Genomic DNA, 15138 nt, shown 5'->3' on the forward strand with positions numbered 1-15138 from the left:
CCTTTCTTCGCTCTTTGGCCGAAGGGCATACGAGATTGACTTTTGAAACCAATTCAGCTGGCTGACTGTGGTGAATAATTCACTGTTAGTAAAATTTATTTAAATAGTTTTCAATGTATTTAAAATACATTCAATTAGGTGAAAATCAATTTATTGTCATAGGTTTGAATAATTATTAGATTAATTGACTCATGGTTAAAATTAAATCTGAGAATTACCTGCTACCATCCTGCTACGATTCATGCATAGCGGAGATTGTTTTTTGCGATCAATCGGAAATGATTCGCTCCACAACGATCCCATTTACGTCACTACATGAGATTAACAAGGAAAAGGAATGATGAATAGGTAATTGATATACAGATATATATGATCAGTCAATTAAATTAAATCATATTTAATATGCCATGACGAGGATGTTAGAGGCAACTTCCTTGGAAATAAACTGCCTACGTTTGTTATCTATTAGCAATTCCATAGAGCCGTCAAAATCTACCTTATCCAATACCAGTACTTTGACACCGATGAAAATACCGGCTTTGTCCAGGTACTTCAAAAAGCTACTGCTGTTGTCGTTTACACCTATGATTTTCCCACTTTGCTCAAACGACAGGTCCAATAGGGGTACTCTTGGATGATCGCTCATTTCGCCGAGCTCGTTGGGAATAGGATCTCCAAAAGGATCAAACTTGGGATAGCCCAGGTACTCGTCCAAACGTTGCATCAAAAGGGGAGAAGACACATGTTCCAATTCGTCGGAGAGCTCGGTGAGTTCATCCCATTGTAATCGTAGTTTTTCCACCAAAAACACCTCCCATAGCTTTCTTCTTCGGGTAATTTCCAAGGCCTTTTTTTTACCGGCAGTGGTGACACTCACGCCTTGGTATTTCACATAGCTGATCATCCCCTTTTTTGCCAATTTCTTCAGCATATCTGTAACGGACGCAGGTTTTGTTTGCAGGAGGGCCGCCAACTCATTCGTGGAAATATCACCATTGCGACCAACCCCAAGGGAGTAAATACCTTTTAAGTAATTTTCTTCAGCAGAAGTTAGATTCATAGGGGTGGTTTTTGTTTTAGACAAAGCTAAAAATAATTTTTAACACTACCTAAAATGCCTGTGGATAACTCCAAAATCGGTGTGGAAATTCAATTAGCCCTACCTAATATTTAATTTAGATATACCTAAAAATAAACATAAGTACTTATTTTACAGTATGTTAAATAGGTGTTTCCTCCTGTATCTATCAAAAAACAGGCATCTGGAAATAATCCAAAACGTGGCTTTACTGGTTTGGGAGAAGTTGTCGAATCACTTGTAGAAATCGGGCTTTTTCGGATTCCCAGGTGACTTCTGTTCCTGGTAGGATGGTATAAAATCGAGTAGTTGAAAGCTTGTCCATGCACTCCGGCAATTGATCCAACCGCTGAAAGTCTACAGATAGTCCGGCTTGGTAGCGGCTCAATGTAGTCTCCCAAAGTTCGTTTGGGGTGATTAATACGGGTATTCCGAGGGCAAGTGCCTCGTATAGCTTGGTGGGCATTTTGTCACAAATACTCGGGATGGGATGGTAGGGCATCAGCCAAACCTGTGCGGATTCCGTTGCTTCCCTAATCGCTTCGACTGGCAGCGGTGTGGAAGAAGTCCTAAGCTGAATTTGAGGACAAGAAGCTTGCAGTATCTGAAGCCTTTCTTGATAGGATTCTAGGGGGCAATGCCCGATCACGGTGAGTCGGTGTATTGGCTCGATTTGGGTAAGGGCCTGAAACCAACGCATGGCGGTTTCCACACCATATACTTCGGTTAGCGTACCCGATATCACAAAATGGATTCCTGCCGATCGGTCCAGGATCACGGATTCTTTTGCTTGTATGGTTCCCTGAAATTTGTTTTCCAATACGGTTCGATTGGTTGTGTTTTTATTCCCTTTCAAATAGCAGGATTCAGCCAACAGGTACCAATCTACACAGTGATCCCCTAAGCGCTCAATGGCTTTTATAATTTCTGCCAGCGGGCGTTGGAACAGCTTGGGTAGGGTTTGGTTGTACAGTATGTTCAGCGCATAGTCTTCTTGTATATCGTACACTGCTTTGAAAGGCTGTATCCATTTTGCAAGACAAAGTGCGGGCAGCAGTTCGTAGGTGGTGATTATTACCAGGGATGGTTTTTGCTTCAAAATGTGCCAAATCAATCGAGGCCCGGCCAAAAACCTTGAAAGGCTGATTCTTTTCCCGTTAAAAAGTGTTTCAAAGGTGATTTCTGGAAAAATTGAAGCTTTTTTTGCGGGGAATCCTAGGATGTATAGGCGGTATTTATTTGTTTCACGCAGTGAAAGGCCAAGCTTGTGCAATATGCGGGGCTCGTCCACGGGTTTGAGTACGGAAGCTAGGATGATCTTTTTGGATTCAGCCATTTTTACCAAGTGGGAGAACAAAAGCATCGGCGCATCAAGTAGGGTATTTTTCCCAAGCTGCTACGCGGATAGTAGTTAACAAACCAAACAAATGTATTTAAAAATTAACGATCAACATAAAAGGTTTATGGATTTGCAAAACATCATCGAAAATGCCTGGGACAATCGGCAATTATTGAACGAAAAAGATGTACAGATTGCCATCAAGACAGTGATTGCTGACTTGGACAACGGTTCTTTGCGGGTGGCACAACCGGAAGCGGATGGATCTTGGAAGGTAAACGATTGGGTTAAGAAGGCGGTTATTTTGTATTTCCCCATACAGAAGATGCATACCATTGAGGTGGGACCTTTTGAATTCCACGATAAGATGGCGCTTAAGACCAATTACGCCAAGCAAGGTGTTCGTGTGGTTCCCCACGCAGTGGCCAGATATGGCTCGTTTCTTGCTAAAGGTGTAGTGATGATGCCTTCTTATGTCAATATCGGAGCTTATGTAGACAGCGGCACCATGGTGGACACCTGGGCTACCGTTGGTTCCTGTGCTCAGATTGGCAAAGACGTTCACCTCAGCGGGGGCGTGGGCATAGGAGGAGTACTGGAGCCCATTCAGGCGGCACCGGTCATCGTAGAAGACGGAGCGTTTATCGGTTCTAGAGCGATCATTGTGGAAGGGGTGAGGATTGGAAAGGAAGCAGTTATCGGAGCGGGGGTAACGCTCACGGCCAGCTCTAAAATTATCGATGTTACGGGTAGCGAAGCCAAGGAATACCGTGGCTATGTGCCGGATCGATCGGTGGTCATTCCTGGATCTCTAACCAAGCACTTTGCTGCCGGCGATTACCAAGTTCCCTGCGCACTGATTATCGGGCAGCGGAAAGCTTCTACTGACCTCAAAACCTCCCTGAACGAAGCGCTCCGGGAAAATAATGTGGCAGTTTAATTTAACTTCGAATGATGCGTTTATCAAAAAGTCTAGTAGTAATTGGTATTTTATTTCTTTTTATGACAGCCTGTGGCGGAAACAGTTCCTCACAGGGAGACATCTATTTTCAAAATGAGCAGTACGAGGAAGCCATCCGGGCTTACGAAAAGTTTTTGGAAACCAAACCAAAAAATGTGAAAGCGCTGTATAATCGCGGACGGGCCTACGAGGAAGTCGGAGACTTGGAGCAGGCAGAGGCTAGTTTCAAGAGAGCGTTGGAGGTGGATACGAAAAACACCCAAATCATGCTTAGCCTTTCGAATTTGTACCACAAAAGGAAAAGCTATGAATTGTCACTCATGTACGCTGACAATGCAGTAGCCGTTTCGGGCGCTCCTTCTACAGCTTACTTCATGAAAGGAAGGGCCATGCATCAGTTGGGTAACGTAAATGAAGCGTTGCGTGAATACAATGCGGCGATTAAGATGAGTCCTGGAAACGGTCAATATTATTATTACCGAGGTATGTTGCACCAGGCCACCGATAAAAAACAGCAAGCCTGTAACGATTTACGAAAAGCCGTTCAATTAAATTTCGAAGGGGCCAACGAAGCCGTGGCCAATTACTGTCAGTAGACAAAATATCCTAAAAAAAGGGGATGGAACCATTTCCATCGCCTTTTTTTAGGTCCTTCCTAGGGGTGGGAGTGTAGGACCAATGTTTTGAACGATGTTCGAATATTTTGAAAATGAGTTAAATCCCCACTTTCTCGGTGATCACACAGCTGATCGGAAGTGATTTCGCCATCACCGTCACAGGTTTTGCAATCCCCAAATTCTACTTTGGACCCCTCACAGCGGGGACAGACAAGTCTACCGGTGGCGTTACAGCGTTCGCAATCGTAGTATTCCACAATGTTAAACACGTTCTTTTTGGTGACCACCCCTTTGCCCGCACAACGGCTGCAGCCCACCACTCCCGCTAAGCGGCACAGCGAGCAGTCCTGCTGCACTTCTTTACTTCCGTTGCAAGTACCACAGGTCTTAAGCCTGTACCCCATTCGGTCGCAGAAATTGCAGGCTTTTATTTCGGATAGAGGTACTTCCAGCTGGGTTTGTAGCTTTTTGGCCTCTTGGTAGTGCTCCCCCTTAAACCCGTTTAGGTCCAGGTATTTTTGCAGGAAATTGGCACTGTTACTGTATTGCTCCAACTCGAAAAGCGTCTTTGCAAAATAATAGGGCATTTCTGGGGGAATAGGTACACTGCTATCCAAAATTTGGCGAAACAGCTCATTGGCCGTTTGGAATTCTTCCCGCTCCATGGCCTGCACCGCTTGATTCATTAGTCTAGAGGTGGTACCCAGGTTTGGGCCTGTCTGCCCATGAAGTAGACTGACAGAGAAGAAGAAAATCAGGAAGCAAAAGGATGTATGTATCGGAATGCGTATGTTCATGGGGATGCGAATTGATGGGGAATTGGTCCCATTCACGGTTATCGAAAGTCGACTTAATGACCCTAAACTATCTACAATGTTAGGATATTACAACAAAGTTGGCTCAGATTTTTTATTTTTCCATGTTAATAGATCTTAACAGCCCGTTATTTGTATTTTTGGCAAATGCGTAGGATAGGAGTGATCGGAGGGGGTGCAGCTGGCTTTTTCGCAGCAATTCACGCCTCAGCGTCCGGAAACAGGGTAACCATTTTTGAAAAATCGACCAAACTGCTCTCCAAGGTGAAAGTGTCTGGGGGTGGTCGCTGCAATGTGACCAATGAGTGCAGGGAAATTTCAAAATTGGTCAGGTTTTATCCAAGAGGAGAGAAATTTCTCCGGAAGGTTTTCTGTAAGTTTTCCGTATCGGACACAATTTCCTGGTTCGAACTGCGCGGTGTACCCCTAAAAACTGAGCCGGACGGGCGTATTTTTCCCGTTTCTGACAGTTCACAATCCGTAATCGACACCCTGATGTTGGAAGCTCAACGCTTCGGTGTGGTAGTGAAAACCAAGACCGGTATAGAGGAAATCCGGCCACATGGTGAAGGCTTCTTCTTGATCTCCGGGTCCGGGCAGGACTACGTGGATCGGGTGATCATCACCAGTGGTGGGCATGCGAAGGCTGCTGCGTATGATTTTATTAAGTCATTGGGCCATAGCATTGTAGATCCGGTTCCTTCTCTGTTTACTTTCAATACTCCTAGAGACCCGGTCCGGTCCCTTATGGGTATTTCCATGCCTTGTGTGCATATCCGGTTGGAAGGCACAAAACTAGCGTATGAAGGCCCACTATTGATTACCCATTGGGGAGTTAGTGGTCCAGCTGTATTGAAATTGTCTGCCTATGGCGCAAAGTGGCTACACGATCAGGTGTATAAGGCCAAGGCTCATATCCGATGGGATGCAGGTTTTGAAGAAGATACGCTTCGATCCGACCTACAAAGCTATCGGGAACGGCATCCCAAGCGAAGAGTAGGGGCTCATTCCCTGTTTCAAATTCCGGCTAGGCTATGGCTTTTTCTCACGCAAAAAGCCGAAATTGACCCCGATCAGCATTGGTATCAAATTTCTAACAAGCAAATCAATAAATTATTGGAAAATCTATTTAGATTTACCATTGAAATTGACGGTAAAACCACTTTTAAAGAAGAATTTGTAACAGCGGGAGGTGTTTCCTTGGAAGAAATTTCCCCAGGTACCATGCAAAGTAAACTGGTTCCGGGAGTATTTTTTGCAGGAGAGGTAATCGATATCGATGGGATTACAGGCGGATTTAATTTTCAGGCCGCGTGGAGTACGGGATTCGTTGCCGGCACTTCTGTTAATCAATAAAATTATGGGACCGGTATTGCGGCATATTGATTATGAGAAGGTAGAAGATATGGTAGAGGGTGACGATGAATTTCGCACTCAGCTTTTTCAAGCCATTTTGGTAGCGGTAAAAGAGCTGCGAGATACCTATTCAAAGGGAATTATCCAAAAAGACCCAGATTTGATCCGGCAAGCCAGGCACAAAATCAAGCCTACGCTATTTCTGTTTGGCTTAGAGGCCATCAACCGGACCCTGAGTGAAGGAAAGCGGCTAATCGCAAGCGATGGATTAGATCAAGACCTCAGTGAACATTTGGATAAGTTCATGCAAAATACCCAGGATTTAATGGAGGAAGTAGAAAACAATCTTTAATGCCCCTAGTACCTTATTCCTCCTATAAAGGGCCACCGGCCTATTATCTCAACGGCCATTTTGAAACCATCATTCCGAGTTTATTTAGAAAGGTTGCTGGTCTTACCTATACCCGGGAACGCATAGATACGGCAGACGGAGATTTTTTAGACCTGGATTGGGCAGGGGTGGGTTCTGATAGGCTGCTCATCGTCTCCCATGGACTGGAAGGAGGGTCTGACCGGCATTACGCTAGGGGTTTGGCCAAGCTTTTTACGGGAGTAGGCCTGGATGTGCTTGTTTGGAATAACCGCTCTTGCAGTGGTGAAATGAATCGAAGACCGGTACTCTACCACCACGGATGTTCTGATGACCTTCGAACTGTAATTGAATACGTACTTTCGCTGAATAGGTATAATGATCTTTTTTTGAGCGGGATAAGCATGGGAGGTGCACAGACATTGAAGTACTTGGGCGAGCAAGGTGTGAATCTTCCACCTACAATCAAGGCAGCAGCTGTTTATTCCACCCCCTGTAATTTGCCAGCCAGTGCCGCGACACTCCGTTACCGGTCAAACCGTTTTTACAAAAATCGATTTTTGCATAAACTGAAGACAAAAGTGCGTCGCAAAGCCCAGCAATTTCCGGACTTGATCGATGTGGAGCTTCTTGACCGGGTCCATGACTTTGACACTTTTGACACCCATTTTACAGCAAAATTACATGGATTCAGTGATGCCGAAGACTTCTACCGTTCCGTCAGTGCCGACAGATGCATGGCTCAGATACAAGTCCCAACACTCATTCTCAATGCCCAAAATGACCCCTTGTTGGAGGGGCCTTGTTATCCAATAGACATAGCAGAACGCCACCCTTACCTGTACTTGGAAATGCCCAAAAGAGGCGGACATACGGGGTTTACCCTTGGTGGAGAGGAGTTTACCTGGGCCGAGCAACGGGTTTGGCAATTTATCGCACATCAAGGCGCTTCAGTGCCAAGTCACTGACCGTGTCACCGATGGAAAGGGAACTTGTGGCCGCTGGCGATGGTGCATTTAACACGTGGATGCTGCCGCTGTTTTCGGTGATCACAAAATCATCGATTAATCCACCCTCCCGATCGCAGGCTTGCGCTCGAACCCCCGCGCCACCTTCTACCAAATCGGAATCTTGTATGTCAGGGATAAGCTCTTGGAGAGCTTGTGTAAAGGCGTATTTCGAGAATGAACGCTTGTATTCCCCCAATCCGGTTTTCCAGTATTTTTTGGCTACTTTTTGGAGTCCAGGCCAGGTTACTGACTCCATAAATTCCTTAAAGTCAAAGTCAGATTTTTTATAGCCTTCCTTTTTAAAGGCAAGTACTGCGTTGGGCCCTGCTTCAACACCACCCTTGGCCATTCGGGTAAAATGTACACCCAAAAACGGGAAATTCGGGTCTGGAACGGGGTAGATAAGGTTTTTAACCAGGTATTCCCGCTCTTTTTTGATCTTGTAGTATTCTCCTCTGAATGGAATGATGCGTAGGTTCAGCGGTGTTTTCTGCTGCATTTCAGCGATTTTATCGGCGTATAGGCCTGCACAGTTGATTAGCAGCTTTGCCGAAAGTGTTCCATGATCGTGAATAATCTCTACCCCGGTAGGTGTTGTCAGTATGTCCTGAACGGCATGGCCCAGCAGCAATTCGCCGCCGAGTTCCTGAAATTTCCGCGCATAAACTTGGGCCACCTTCTTATAATCCACGATGCCGGTCTGTGGAATATGCAAGGCCGCGACCCCTTGGCAATAGGGCTCGTATTCTTTCAGTTCATCCAGAGTGATCGAGCGACTTCCTGTTAATCCGTTTTCCAGACCACGCTGAAGCAAATTGTTCAACAGGGGAATTTGCTCCTTCTTGGTAGCTACCACCACCTTTCCGGTTATCTCAAAAGGAATAGATTCTTCTTCACAAAAGCGGATTAGCTGATGGTACCCGTTGATACAGTTAGTTGCTTTTAAGCTGCCTGGCTTATAGTATAGCCCCGAATGGATCACTCCGCTGTTATTGCCGGTTTGGTGTTTGGCCACTTCTATCTCTTTTTCCAAAACAACCACCGAAACAGAGGGGTTTTTGAGTTTTATTTTTAGCCCGGTGGCTAGGCCGACGATACCGCCTCCAACAATCGCTATGTCGTTTTTCATGTTAACTACAATTTCCGGCTAAAGATAGCCACAAGTATTGAATCAATTTTTTGAACTTGAAAATTTCTTGGCGGGAATTGCTCACCAATCCTCCAAATCGCTGTCCTCCTCAGTTGGCCGCAGGTTGGTCAAGAGCTGATGCATCATGCTGGATAGAGCCACGGGGTATTTTAATTCTCCCATTCGCAGAAACCGGTGGGTTTGGATCAGATTCTCGTAGTTGCAGTCTGGAATGTGCTTTGGAATCTCGTATATTCTCGGATCAGACTTATCAAAAGGTGGTGGAACCTTTGCCCCATAGAAGAAAGGCATGAGGGTTTTGGAGATCGACACGGCAATTATATCTACCCGGTTTTTGGCCAAATACTCAGTCAGTTGCTCATTGATCTCGGTAAAAAACTGCAGGGATTCTGCCAGCCGTACCCGCGAACCTGCGCGGGATTTTCCTTTTGTCTTCAGGTGTTTGATTTGGCTTTTTCCCTGCTTTTTTCGCACCATATATGCCCGGAATACCTTGTGGTGTACCGTTTCATTGTCCTCAAAAAAACCCGTTGCCGCCAGCCCAGATTCGAGCAAGACCATCACGTAATTCAAAACCTGCCCGGAATGCATGGGAGGATTTATTGGGTAAGCTATCTGCAAGGGAAGGCGTAAAAAAAAAGCACTCCCGTTGGTAGCGTACCGAATTTGGTGTTTTTCTAGGTCGTATTCGCCAACAAACTCTTTGCTTTGAATCAGGTGGTACAGTCGGATGACATCTTCTTCAGGTATCAGATGGTGGATCACAGGGTAGTATTTATAGCGATTGGAGACCAAATATATAAAGAGACAGCGCAGGGATTTGAGATTCTTTTATTATTCGTTAACTTTAGATAAATCTAAGTCCAATAGTCAAATGCATAAACCCAAAACCCCATTTAGTCCCGAACAGATGCTGCAGTTTCAGCAGGACGGGTACTTGATTGTGAGAGATTTTTGTTCCAAGGCAGAAGTGGACCGTCTCTACGGCGTAGCCCTAGAGGATGACGCCATGCGCACCAACGCCATGGATTTGAATGATCAAACCGGCAAAAAGACACGTCTCTCCCTGTGGTTTACCCCCGGAAGAGATCCATTTGGTTACCTCGTGCGTACCGAAAAGATGGTACATCGGGTTCACCAATTGATGGGAGGAGACTCTCCCGTGTGCCATTTCCATTCCAAGCTTATGCAAAAGGAACCCAAGGTAGGCGGGGCTTGGGAATGGCATCAAGATTATGGTTACTGGTATAAGAATCAATTTATTTACCCGGATAGGATGATGAGTGTCATGATCGCACTCACCGAGGCCAATCAAGAAAACGGGTGTCTACAGGTGATTAAGGGATCACACCGCATGGGTCGCCTTAACCACGGTTTTACCGGTGAACAGGTGGGGGCTGATATGGTAATGGTTGACAATGCCCTGAAGACCATGGAGTTGGTTTATTGTGAATTACAACCAGGAGATGCTTTGTTTTTCCATAGCAATATGCTGCACCGGTCGGAGGCCAACCTCTCTGACCGCCCGAGGTGGTCTCTGATTGCCTGCTACAATACCCTGGATAATATCGCTTACAGTGAGAAATCTCCCGCATGGAGGATTCCCTTGGAGACAGTCCCTGACGAAGCCGTTACAGAGTGGGACTTTGAATCGCTTTCTAAGGCGGATTTCCTAACCAAAGACCGCGACCCAGCACTGAAAGAAACTGGCTGGGAATCGGATGTTAAGGTAAAATAATCCCGGAACCAGCCTTTTACCATCCGCTGATCTCCATCTGACCATTAAAAATCAATTATAGACACATGAAATCGAGCATGACGTAGCCGTCACACAGTGGGATGATTATTTCCCATGCGAGATTCCATCTGACCTTTGAAAAACAAAAAATAAACAGATGAAAATAGCCATGCTAGGTTCGGGTTTTATTGCCCGATTTTATGCCGATTCTCTGCACGCGCAGCGAAGGGTAGATCATATTCACCACGTTTATTCCCGTACTGACGCCAACGCGGAGCGCTTCGCCACAGACTATGGATTGGCCCATTTTACTGCTGACATGCGGACAGCCATTGAGCACCCCGATACGGATGTTGTGCTAATTGCGCTTCCAAACCACCAGCATCTAGAGGCTGTGTTGGCCTGTGCGGAGGCAAGGAAGCCGGTACTCTGTACCAAGCCCTTGGGCAGAAACGCAGTAGAGGCCAAGGAAATGCTGTTGGCGGTGGAGAAAGCGGGAATATTTGGCGGGTATTTGGAAGACCTGTGCTATACCCCCAAATTTTTGAAAGCACTGAAAAGTGTTCAGGAGGGAAGTCTGGGAAGGATTTTGTGGACCAAGTCTCGGGAGGCCCATCCCGGTCCGCACAGCGATTGGTTTTGGGACAAGGAGAAGTCAGGAGGTGGGGCCATCATCGATCTGGGTTGCCATTGCGTGGAAATAGGAAGGAATTTCATCGGCAAAGATATCAGACCGTTGGAGGTCATGTGCTGGGCCGATACCCAGGTTCATCCCATTGAGGCAGAGGATCATGCAATCGGCCTGGTAAAATATGCGAATGGTGCAATCGGCCAATTTGAAGTTAGCTGGACCTTTCGGGGTGGCATGGATCTCCGGGATGAGGTGATGGGTACTGAGGGAACAGTATGGTTGAATAGCTTCTTAAGAACGGGGTTTGAGATGTTCACTACGGGCAAGGGGAGTGGTTATGTGGCAGAAAAGGCAGAGTCGAATTCGGGCTGGTTATTTCCTGTGGGAGATGAAGCCCATGAGCTAGGGTACCCTCACATGTTTACCGATATGTTTGACGCATTGGAAAAGGGACGTGAACCGCTCGAAACCTTTTACGACGGGTATGTGGTCAATGCGATATTGGACGCAGCTTTTTTGTCGGCCCAATCAAGAAAATGGGAACCGGTAAAATTAGATATATGGCGCGGAGAGGATGGCAATAGGTTAGGTACATCGTACGCAGAACACGACGAAAACCATTACCTGATCAAACGGGAAATTCTTCCAAACGGTGATCAAAAGTTGATTCTCAAGCACAAGTCCACCGGAGAGATCAGCCAAACCGTAACACGAAGTTAATTTCCGTTCAAAACTGATTTTTACAGAAAATAAAATACGCAGCAGCATCATGGCCATAATTTGTCATTTTGCGCCTTCTTTACAGGCATTGGTAGTGCAGGACGCTGTGGTTAACAGCTTTTTTCCTACTTAGGCCTGCATGCTACGTGTAAAATCATTAAACTTGCGCTCCTTTTTATCCAAGGGGATATTCGTATGAACATTATCTGGCGTTTTTGCGCATTAATACTTATCGGAATGCTGACCCTTTTTGCCCAACAGGTCATGGGGCAAAAGATCAACGCCAAGTACCAACTGCCTATAAAAAAATCCTCGTCACCCATTATCGTGGATGGTGTGATGGACGAGCAGGGTTGGGCCGACGCTGAAGTAGCTACCGATTTTTTTATGATCTTGCCGATGGATACCAGCTTTTCACAGGTTAGGACAGACGTGCGTATGACCTACGATGACCAAAACCTGTACATCTTGGTGATTAACTTTCACGCGGTTCCGGGACCTTACTATGTAGAGTCTCTGCGCAGGGACTTTTCTTTTGGGAAGAATGACAATTTTCTCCTTTTTATGGATCCCTTTGATGACCAAACCAACGGTTTCAGTTTTGGGGCAAATGCTGCTGGGGCCCAGTGGGATGGAATTATGTATGAAGGAGGAAAGGTGGACTTAAGCTGGGACAATAAATGGGTTTCCAAAGTCCAAAATTACGACGACAAGTGGATCTGGGAGGCCTCGATACCTTTTAAGTCCATCCGGTACAAAAAAGGCATTACCGAATGGGGGATTAATTTCTCCAGACTAGACTTAAAGACTACGGAAAAATCAAGTTGGGCACCGGTCCCTAGGCAGTTTCCGTCCGCATCTTTGGCTTATACAGGTTCCCTAATGTGGGATCAAGCTCCTCCGGAAGCCGGGGCTAATATATCGGTGATCCCGTATGCCATGGGCGGGTCGATCAATGATTTTGAAAACAATGCGGATCCCAGGTATCAAAACAGGGTAGGTGTGGATGCGAAAATCGCTGTGAGTTCGTCTCTTAATCTCGACTTGACGGTCAATCCCGACTTCTCACAGGTTGAAGTAGACCGTCAGCTGACCAACTTGGACCGGTTTGAACTATTCTTTCCTGAACGAAGGCAGTTTTTTCTTGAGAACGGAGATTTATTTGCCAATTTTGGTTATGAAAACATCCGCCCGTTTTTTTCACGACGGATAGGCTTGGATGCCCCCATACAGTTTGGTGCCAGATTGAGTGGGAAGATCAACAAGGATTGGCGTATCGGTGCCATGAACATGCAAACCGGTGCCGTGGAGGAAACCGGCCTGCCTGCGCAAAATTTCAGCGTAGTATCCCTACAGCGCAGAGTGGCTCAGCGATCCAACATAGGCGTAATCCTGATCAATAAAACGGCATTTGACGTGGCATCTACCACCGAGCCTGTGCAAGCAGATTACACGGACTTTAATCGAAATCTAGGACTAGAATATAACCTGGCTACCTCCAACAACCTGTGGACTGGTAAAGCGATGGTGTTAAAGTCGTTTAGTCCGGGAAACCAGGGTGACGGAATGGTACATGCCGCCAATCTAAGGTATTCCTCCGGTTCCCTTACTGCGGAGTGGCGCCACGAATACGTATCAACGGATTATACCGCAGAAGTAGGCTTTGTACCCCGTGTCGGGTATTACCGAATCAATCCCAATTTGGCGTATTTGTTTTTCCCAAAAAGTAAAAAAATCCTGCGGCACGGACCGGTAGCCAATACGTCCCTATACTATGACATGGACTTGAACCAGACGGATAACATCACCCGGTTCGGGTATACCACGCGTTTTCGAACGCAGGCGGATTTTACCGTTTTTGGGGAATACAATCGGATTTTGTTACAAGCACCGTTTGATCCAACCAATTTTAGCGGAAATACCCTCGATGCCTTTACCGACCACAGCTGGTATAATTTCGGTGCGGAGTTTATCTCCAAACCGCAAAGCTTATTTACCTATGCAGCATCCAGCCAGTATGGAGGTTACTATGCCGAAGGCCAACGCTACAACTTTATGGGCGAAATAGGGTACCGATTTCAACCCTATGTTGGCCTATCACTTTCAGCGAATTACAATAATATACTACTGCCGGAACCTTGGGCAAGAACCTCCTTTTGGCTAGTGGGACCGAGGGCTGATATTACGTTTACCAACACGGTATTTCTCACGGCTTTTGTCCAGTACAACGAGCAAATCAACAACGTCAATCTCAACACGCGGTTCCAATGGAGGTTTAAGCCGGCATCTGACATCTTTTTGGTGTTTACCGATAATTACCTTCCTGCCCCTTTTTACGTAAAAAACAGGTCTGTAGCGCTTAAGTTTACCTACTGGTGGACCATGTAACAGGGTTACCACGGGTCGACCCCCAGTAGTTTTCGTCCCAGTTCTGTTAATTCTGCCTGTGGGTAACGGTTTTTCTCCCAGTTTCTGGGATCTCCGGGAAAAGCATACCCTTCTGGAGTCAGCCGTTCCTGCCAGGATCGGATGCGCCATTCCCTCAGTGCATTGTTGTGGTTTTCGGCAGGCATCATAGAGACATATTGGGCCATACGTACCTTATCTTCGCTGAGGTTAGGTCGTATGCCATGAGGTAGCGTGCTGTTGAAAATCAATAGGTCTCCCGCTTTTAACAAGACTTTGGTGATCTCAAACCCGGCAACATCCGGCATAAAGCGGTCTCTGTCCGCAGGCTGGGTTTCTTTCCAGGAATCGTAGGTTCGATAGAGTTCCGGGATGCATTGAAAGCCACCCACATTTTCGTCCGTTTGATCGTTTAAGGCCACCAGACCCTGCACATTTTGGGGTTTGGTTTCTGGGTCATAGTCCCAGTGAATAAACCCCGGAAAGTCAAATCCCGGCCGCGCTGGCAGGTTTAAATTTGCGCGATCGATGGTAACCCAGAGTTCATCTGTGCCCCAGATATCGCAAAAAGTATCGTAGACTTTTGGATACTGACGGATATCCCACAAAAACTGGTGGTTGTAGATTTCAACCATGCCGCTATTTTTCAGCTCCTTCATTTTCATCTCGGCCCTACTGGGGGCGTACCAGGTATCGGGATTTTCCGGATCTTTTTCTTCAAATTCCCACAGAAGCTTGGCCGTACGTTGGATAAATTCCAAGGGAACTGCATTTCTAAGTACTAGGTATCCGTTGGCAACCCAAAAGTCCCAGTCATCTTCAGTAAGAATTTTAAGCGGCCTGCCGTTGCTGCGGTCACTTAATGTGAATTTACTCGAAGTTGCGGTTGAGGGGTTACCGGGGATGTCCTTGTGATAGTGATTTGCTGCCATGGTTATTGGGTTTGC

Annotated in this window: 14 protein-coding genes; 8 read left to right on the top strand and 6 right to left on the bottom strand. The window is 46.3% G+C overall.

The features are described from left to right. Nucleotides 1-397 precede the first annotated feature (397 nt). Together JJU34_RS05120 and JJU34_RS05125 are read right to left on the bottom strand one after the other, a co-directional pair. A complete protein-coding gene (locus JJU34_RS05120; RefSeq protein ID WP_228691255.1) occupies nucleotides 398-1060 on the bottom strand; it encodes a metal-dependent transcriptional regulator in 663 nt (220 codons plus the stop codon). 226 nt (nucleotides 1061-1286) lie between these two features. After that, the gene (locus JJU34_RS05125; protein ID WP_228691256.1) at nucleotides 1287-2414 is read right to left on the bottom strand and encodes a glycosyltransferase; all 1128 of its coding nucleotides are present in this window, start codon (nucleotides 2412-2414) and stop codon (nucleotides 1287-1289) included. Between the two features lie 127 nt (nucleotides 2415-2541). Here JJU34_RS05125 and JJU34_RS05130 point away from each other — a divergent pair, with 127 nt between their 5' ends. Both JJU34_RS05130 and JJU34_RS05135 read left to right on the top strand, forming a co-directional pair. Then, entirely contained in the window at nucleotides 2542-3357 is an 816-nt protein-coding gene (locus tag JJU34_RS05130; RefSeq protein ID WP_228691257.1) for a 2,3,4,5-tetrahydropyridine-2,6-dicarboxylate N-succinyltransferase, read from the top strand. A gap of 11 nt (nucleotides 3358-3368) precedes the next feature. Then, complete coding sequence (locus JJU34_RS05135; protein WP_366512674.1) at nucleotides 3369-3974, top strand: tetratricopeptide repeat protein; 606 nt, start codon at nucleotides 3369-3371, stop codon at nucleotides 3972-3974. Nucleotides 3975-4033: 59 nt separating this feature from the next. On the opposite strand, the gene JJU34_RS05140 is transcribed toward JJU34_RS05135, so the two are convergent. After that, nucleotides 4034-4792, bottom strand: coding sequence for a molecular chaperone DnaJ (locus JJU34_RS05140; protein WP_228691258.1), 759 nt, complete (start codon nucleotides 4790-4792; stop codon nucleotides 4034-4036). A gap of 165 nt (nucleotides 4793-4957) precedes the next feature. Here JJU34_RS05140 and JJU34_RS05145 point away from each other — a divergent pair, with 165 nt between their 5' ends. Genes JJU34_RS05145 through JJU34_RS05155 form a run of 3 tightly spaced genes read left to right on the top strand, consistent with a single transcriptional unit; the run spans nucleotide 4958 to nucleotide 7504 of the window. Next, the gene (locus tag JJU34_RS05145) at nucleotides 4958-6166 is read left to right on the top strand and encodes an NAD(P)/FAD-dependent oxidoreductase (protein ID WP_228691259.1); all 1209 of its coding nucleotides are present in this window, start codon (nucleotides 4958-4960) and stop codon (nucleotides 6164-6166) included. 4 nt (nucleotides 6167-6170) lie between these two features. Continuing rightward, nucleotides 6171-6518, top strand: coding sequence for a hypothetical protein (locus JJU34_RS05150; RefSeq protein WP_228691260.1), 348 nt, complete (start codon nucleotides 6171-6173; stop codon nucleotides 6516-6518). Further along, entirely contained in the window at nucleotides 6518-7504 is a 987-nt protein-coding gene (locus tag JJU34_RS05155; RefSeq protein WP_228691261.1) for an alpha/beta hydrolase, read from the top strand. The genes JJU34_RS05150 and JJU34_RS05155 overlap by 1 nt, the downstream gene beginning before the upstream one ends. On the opposite strand, the gene lhgO is transcribed toward JJU34_RS05155, so the two are convergent. Together lhgO and JJU34_RS05165 are read right to left on the bottom strand one after the other, a co-directional pair. Then, complete coding sequence (gene lhgO, locus JJU34_RS05160; RefSeq protein WP_228691262.1) at nucleotides 7467-8675, bottom strand: L-2-hydroxyglutarate oxidase; 1209 nt, start codon at nucleotides 8673-8675, stop codon at nucleotides 7467-7469. The genes JJU34_RS05155 and lhgO overlap by 38 nt on opposite strands. Before the next feature lie 81 nt (nucleotides 8676-8756). Continuing rightward, entirely contained in the window at nucleotides 8757-9461 is a 705-nt protein-coding gene (locus JJU34_RS05165) for a hypothetical protein (RefSeq protein ID WP_228691263.1), read from the bottom strand. 109 nt (nucleotides 9462-9570) lie between these two features. Between JJU34_RS05165 and JJU34_RS05170 the strand changes: the two genes are divergently transcribed. From JJU34_RS05170 to JJU34_RS05180, 3 genes are all read left to right on the top strand, one after another. After that, nucleotides 9571-10434 carry a phytanoyl-CoA dioxygenase family protein gene (locus JJU34_RS05170; protein WP_228691264.1) on the top strand — a complete coding sequence of 288 codons (864 nt, stop codon included), beginning with the start codon at nucleotides 9571-9573 and terminating at the stop codon, nucleotides 10432-10434. Between the two features lie 157 nt (nucleotides 10435-10591). Further along, entirely contained in the window at nucleotides 10592-11785 is a 1194-nt protein-coding gene (locus JJU34_RS05175) for a Gfo/Idh/MocA family oxidoreductase (protein WP_228691265.1), read from the top strand. 195 nt (nucleotides 11786-11980) lie between these two features. After that, nucleotides 11981-14173: a DUF5916 domain-containing protein gene (locus JJU34_RS05180; RefSeq protein ID WP_228691266.1), complete on the top strand. Its 2193-nt coding sequence runs from the start codon at nucleotides 11981-11983 to the stop codon at nucleotides 14171-14173. A gap of 5 nt (nucleotides 14174-14178) precedes the next feature. Here the strand turns inward: JJU34_RS05180 and JJU34_RS05185 are convergent, their stop codons facing one another. Then, nucleotides 14179-15123, bottom strand: coding sequence for a phytanoyl-CoA dioxygenase family protein (locus JJU34_RS05185; protein ID WP_228691267.1), 945 nt, complete (start codon nucleotides 15121-15123; stop codon nucleotides 14179-14181). Nucleotides 15124-15138 lie beyond the last annotated feature (15 nt).

Origin of the sequence: Lunatimonas sp. (assembly GCF_020832325.1) — a bacterium.
In the GTDB taxonomy this organism is placed as follows: Bacteria; Bacteroidota; Bacteroidia; order Cytophagales; family Cyclobacteriaceae; genus Lunatimonas.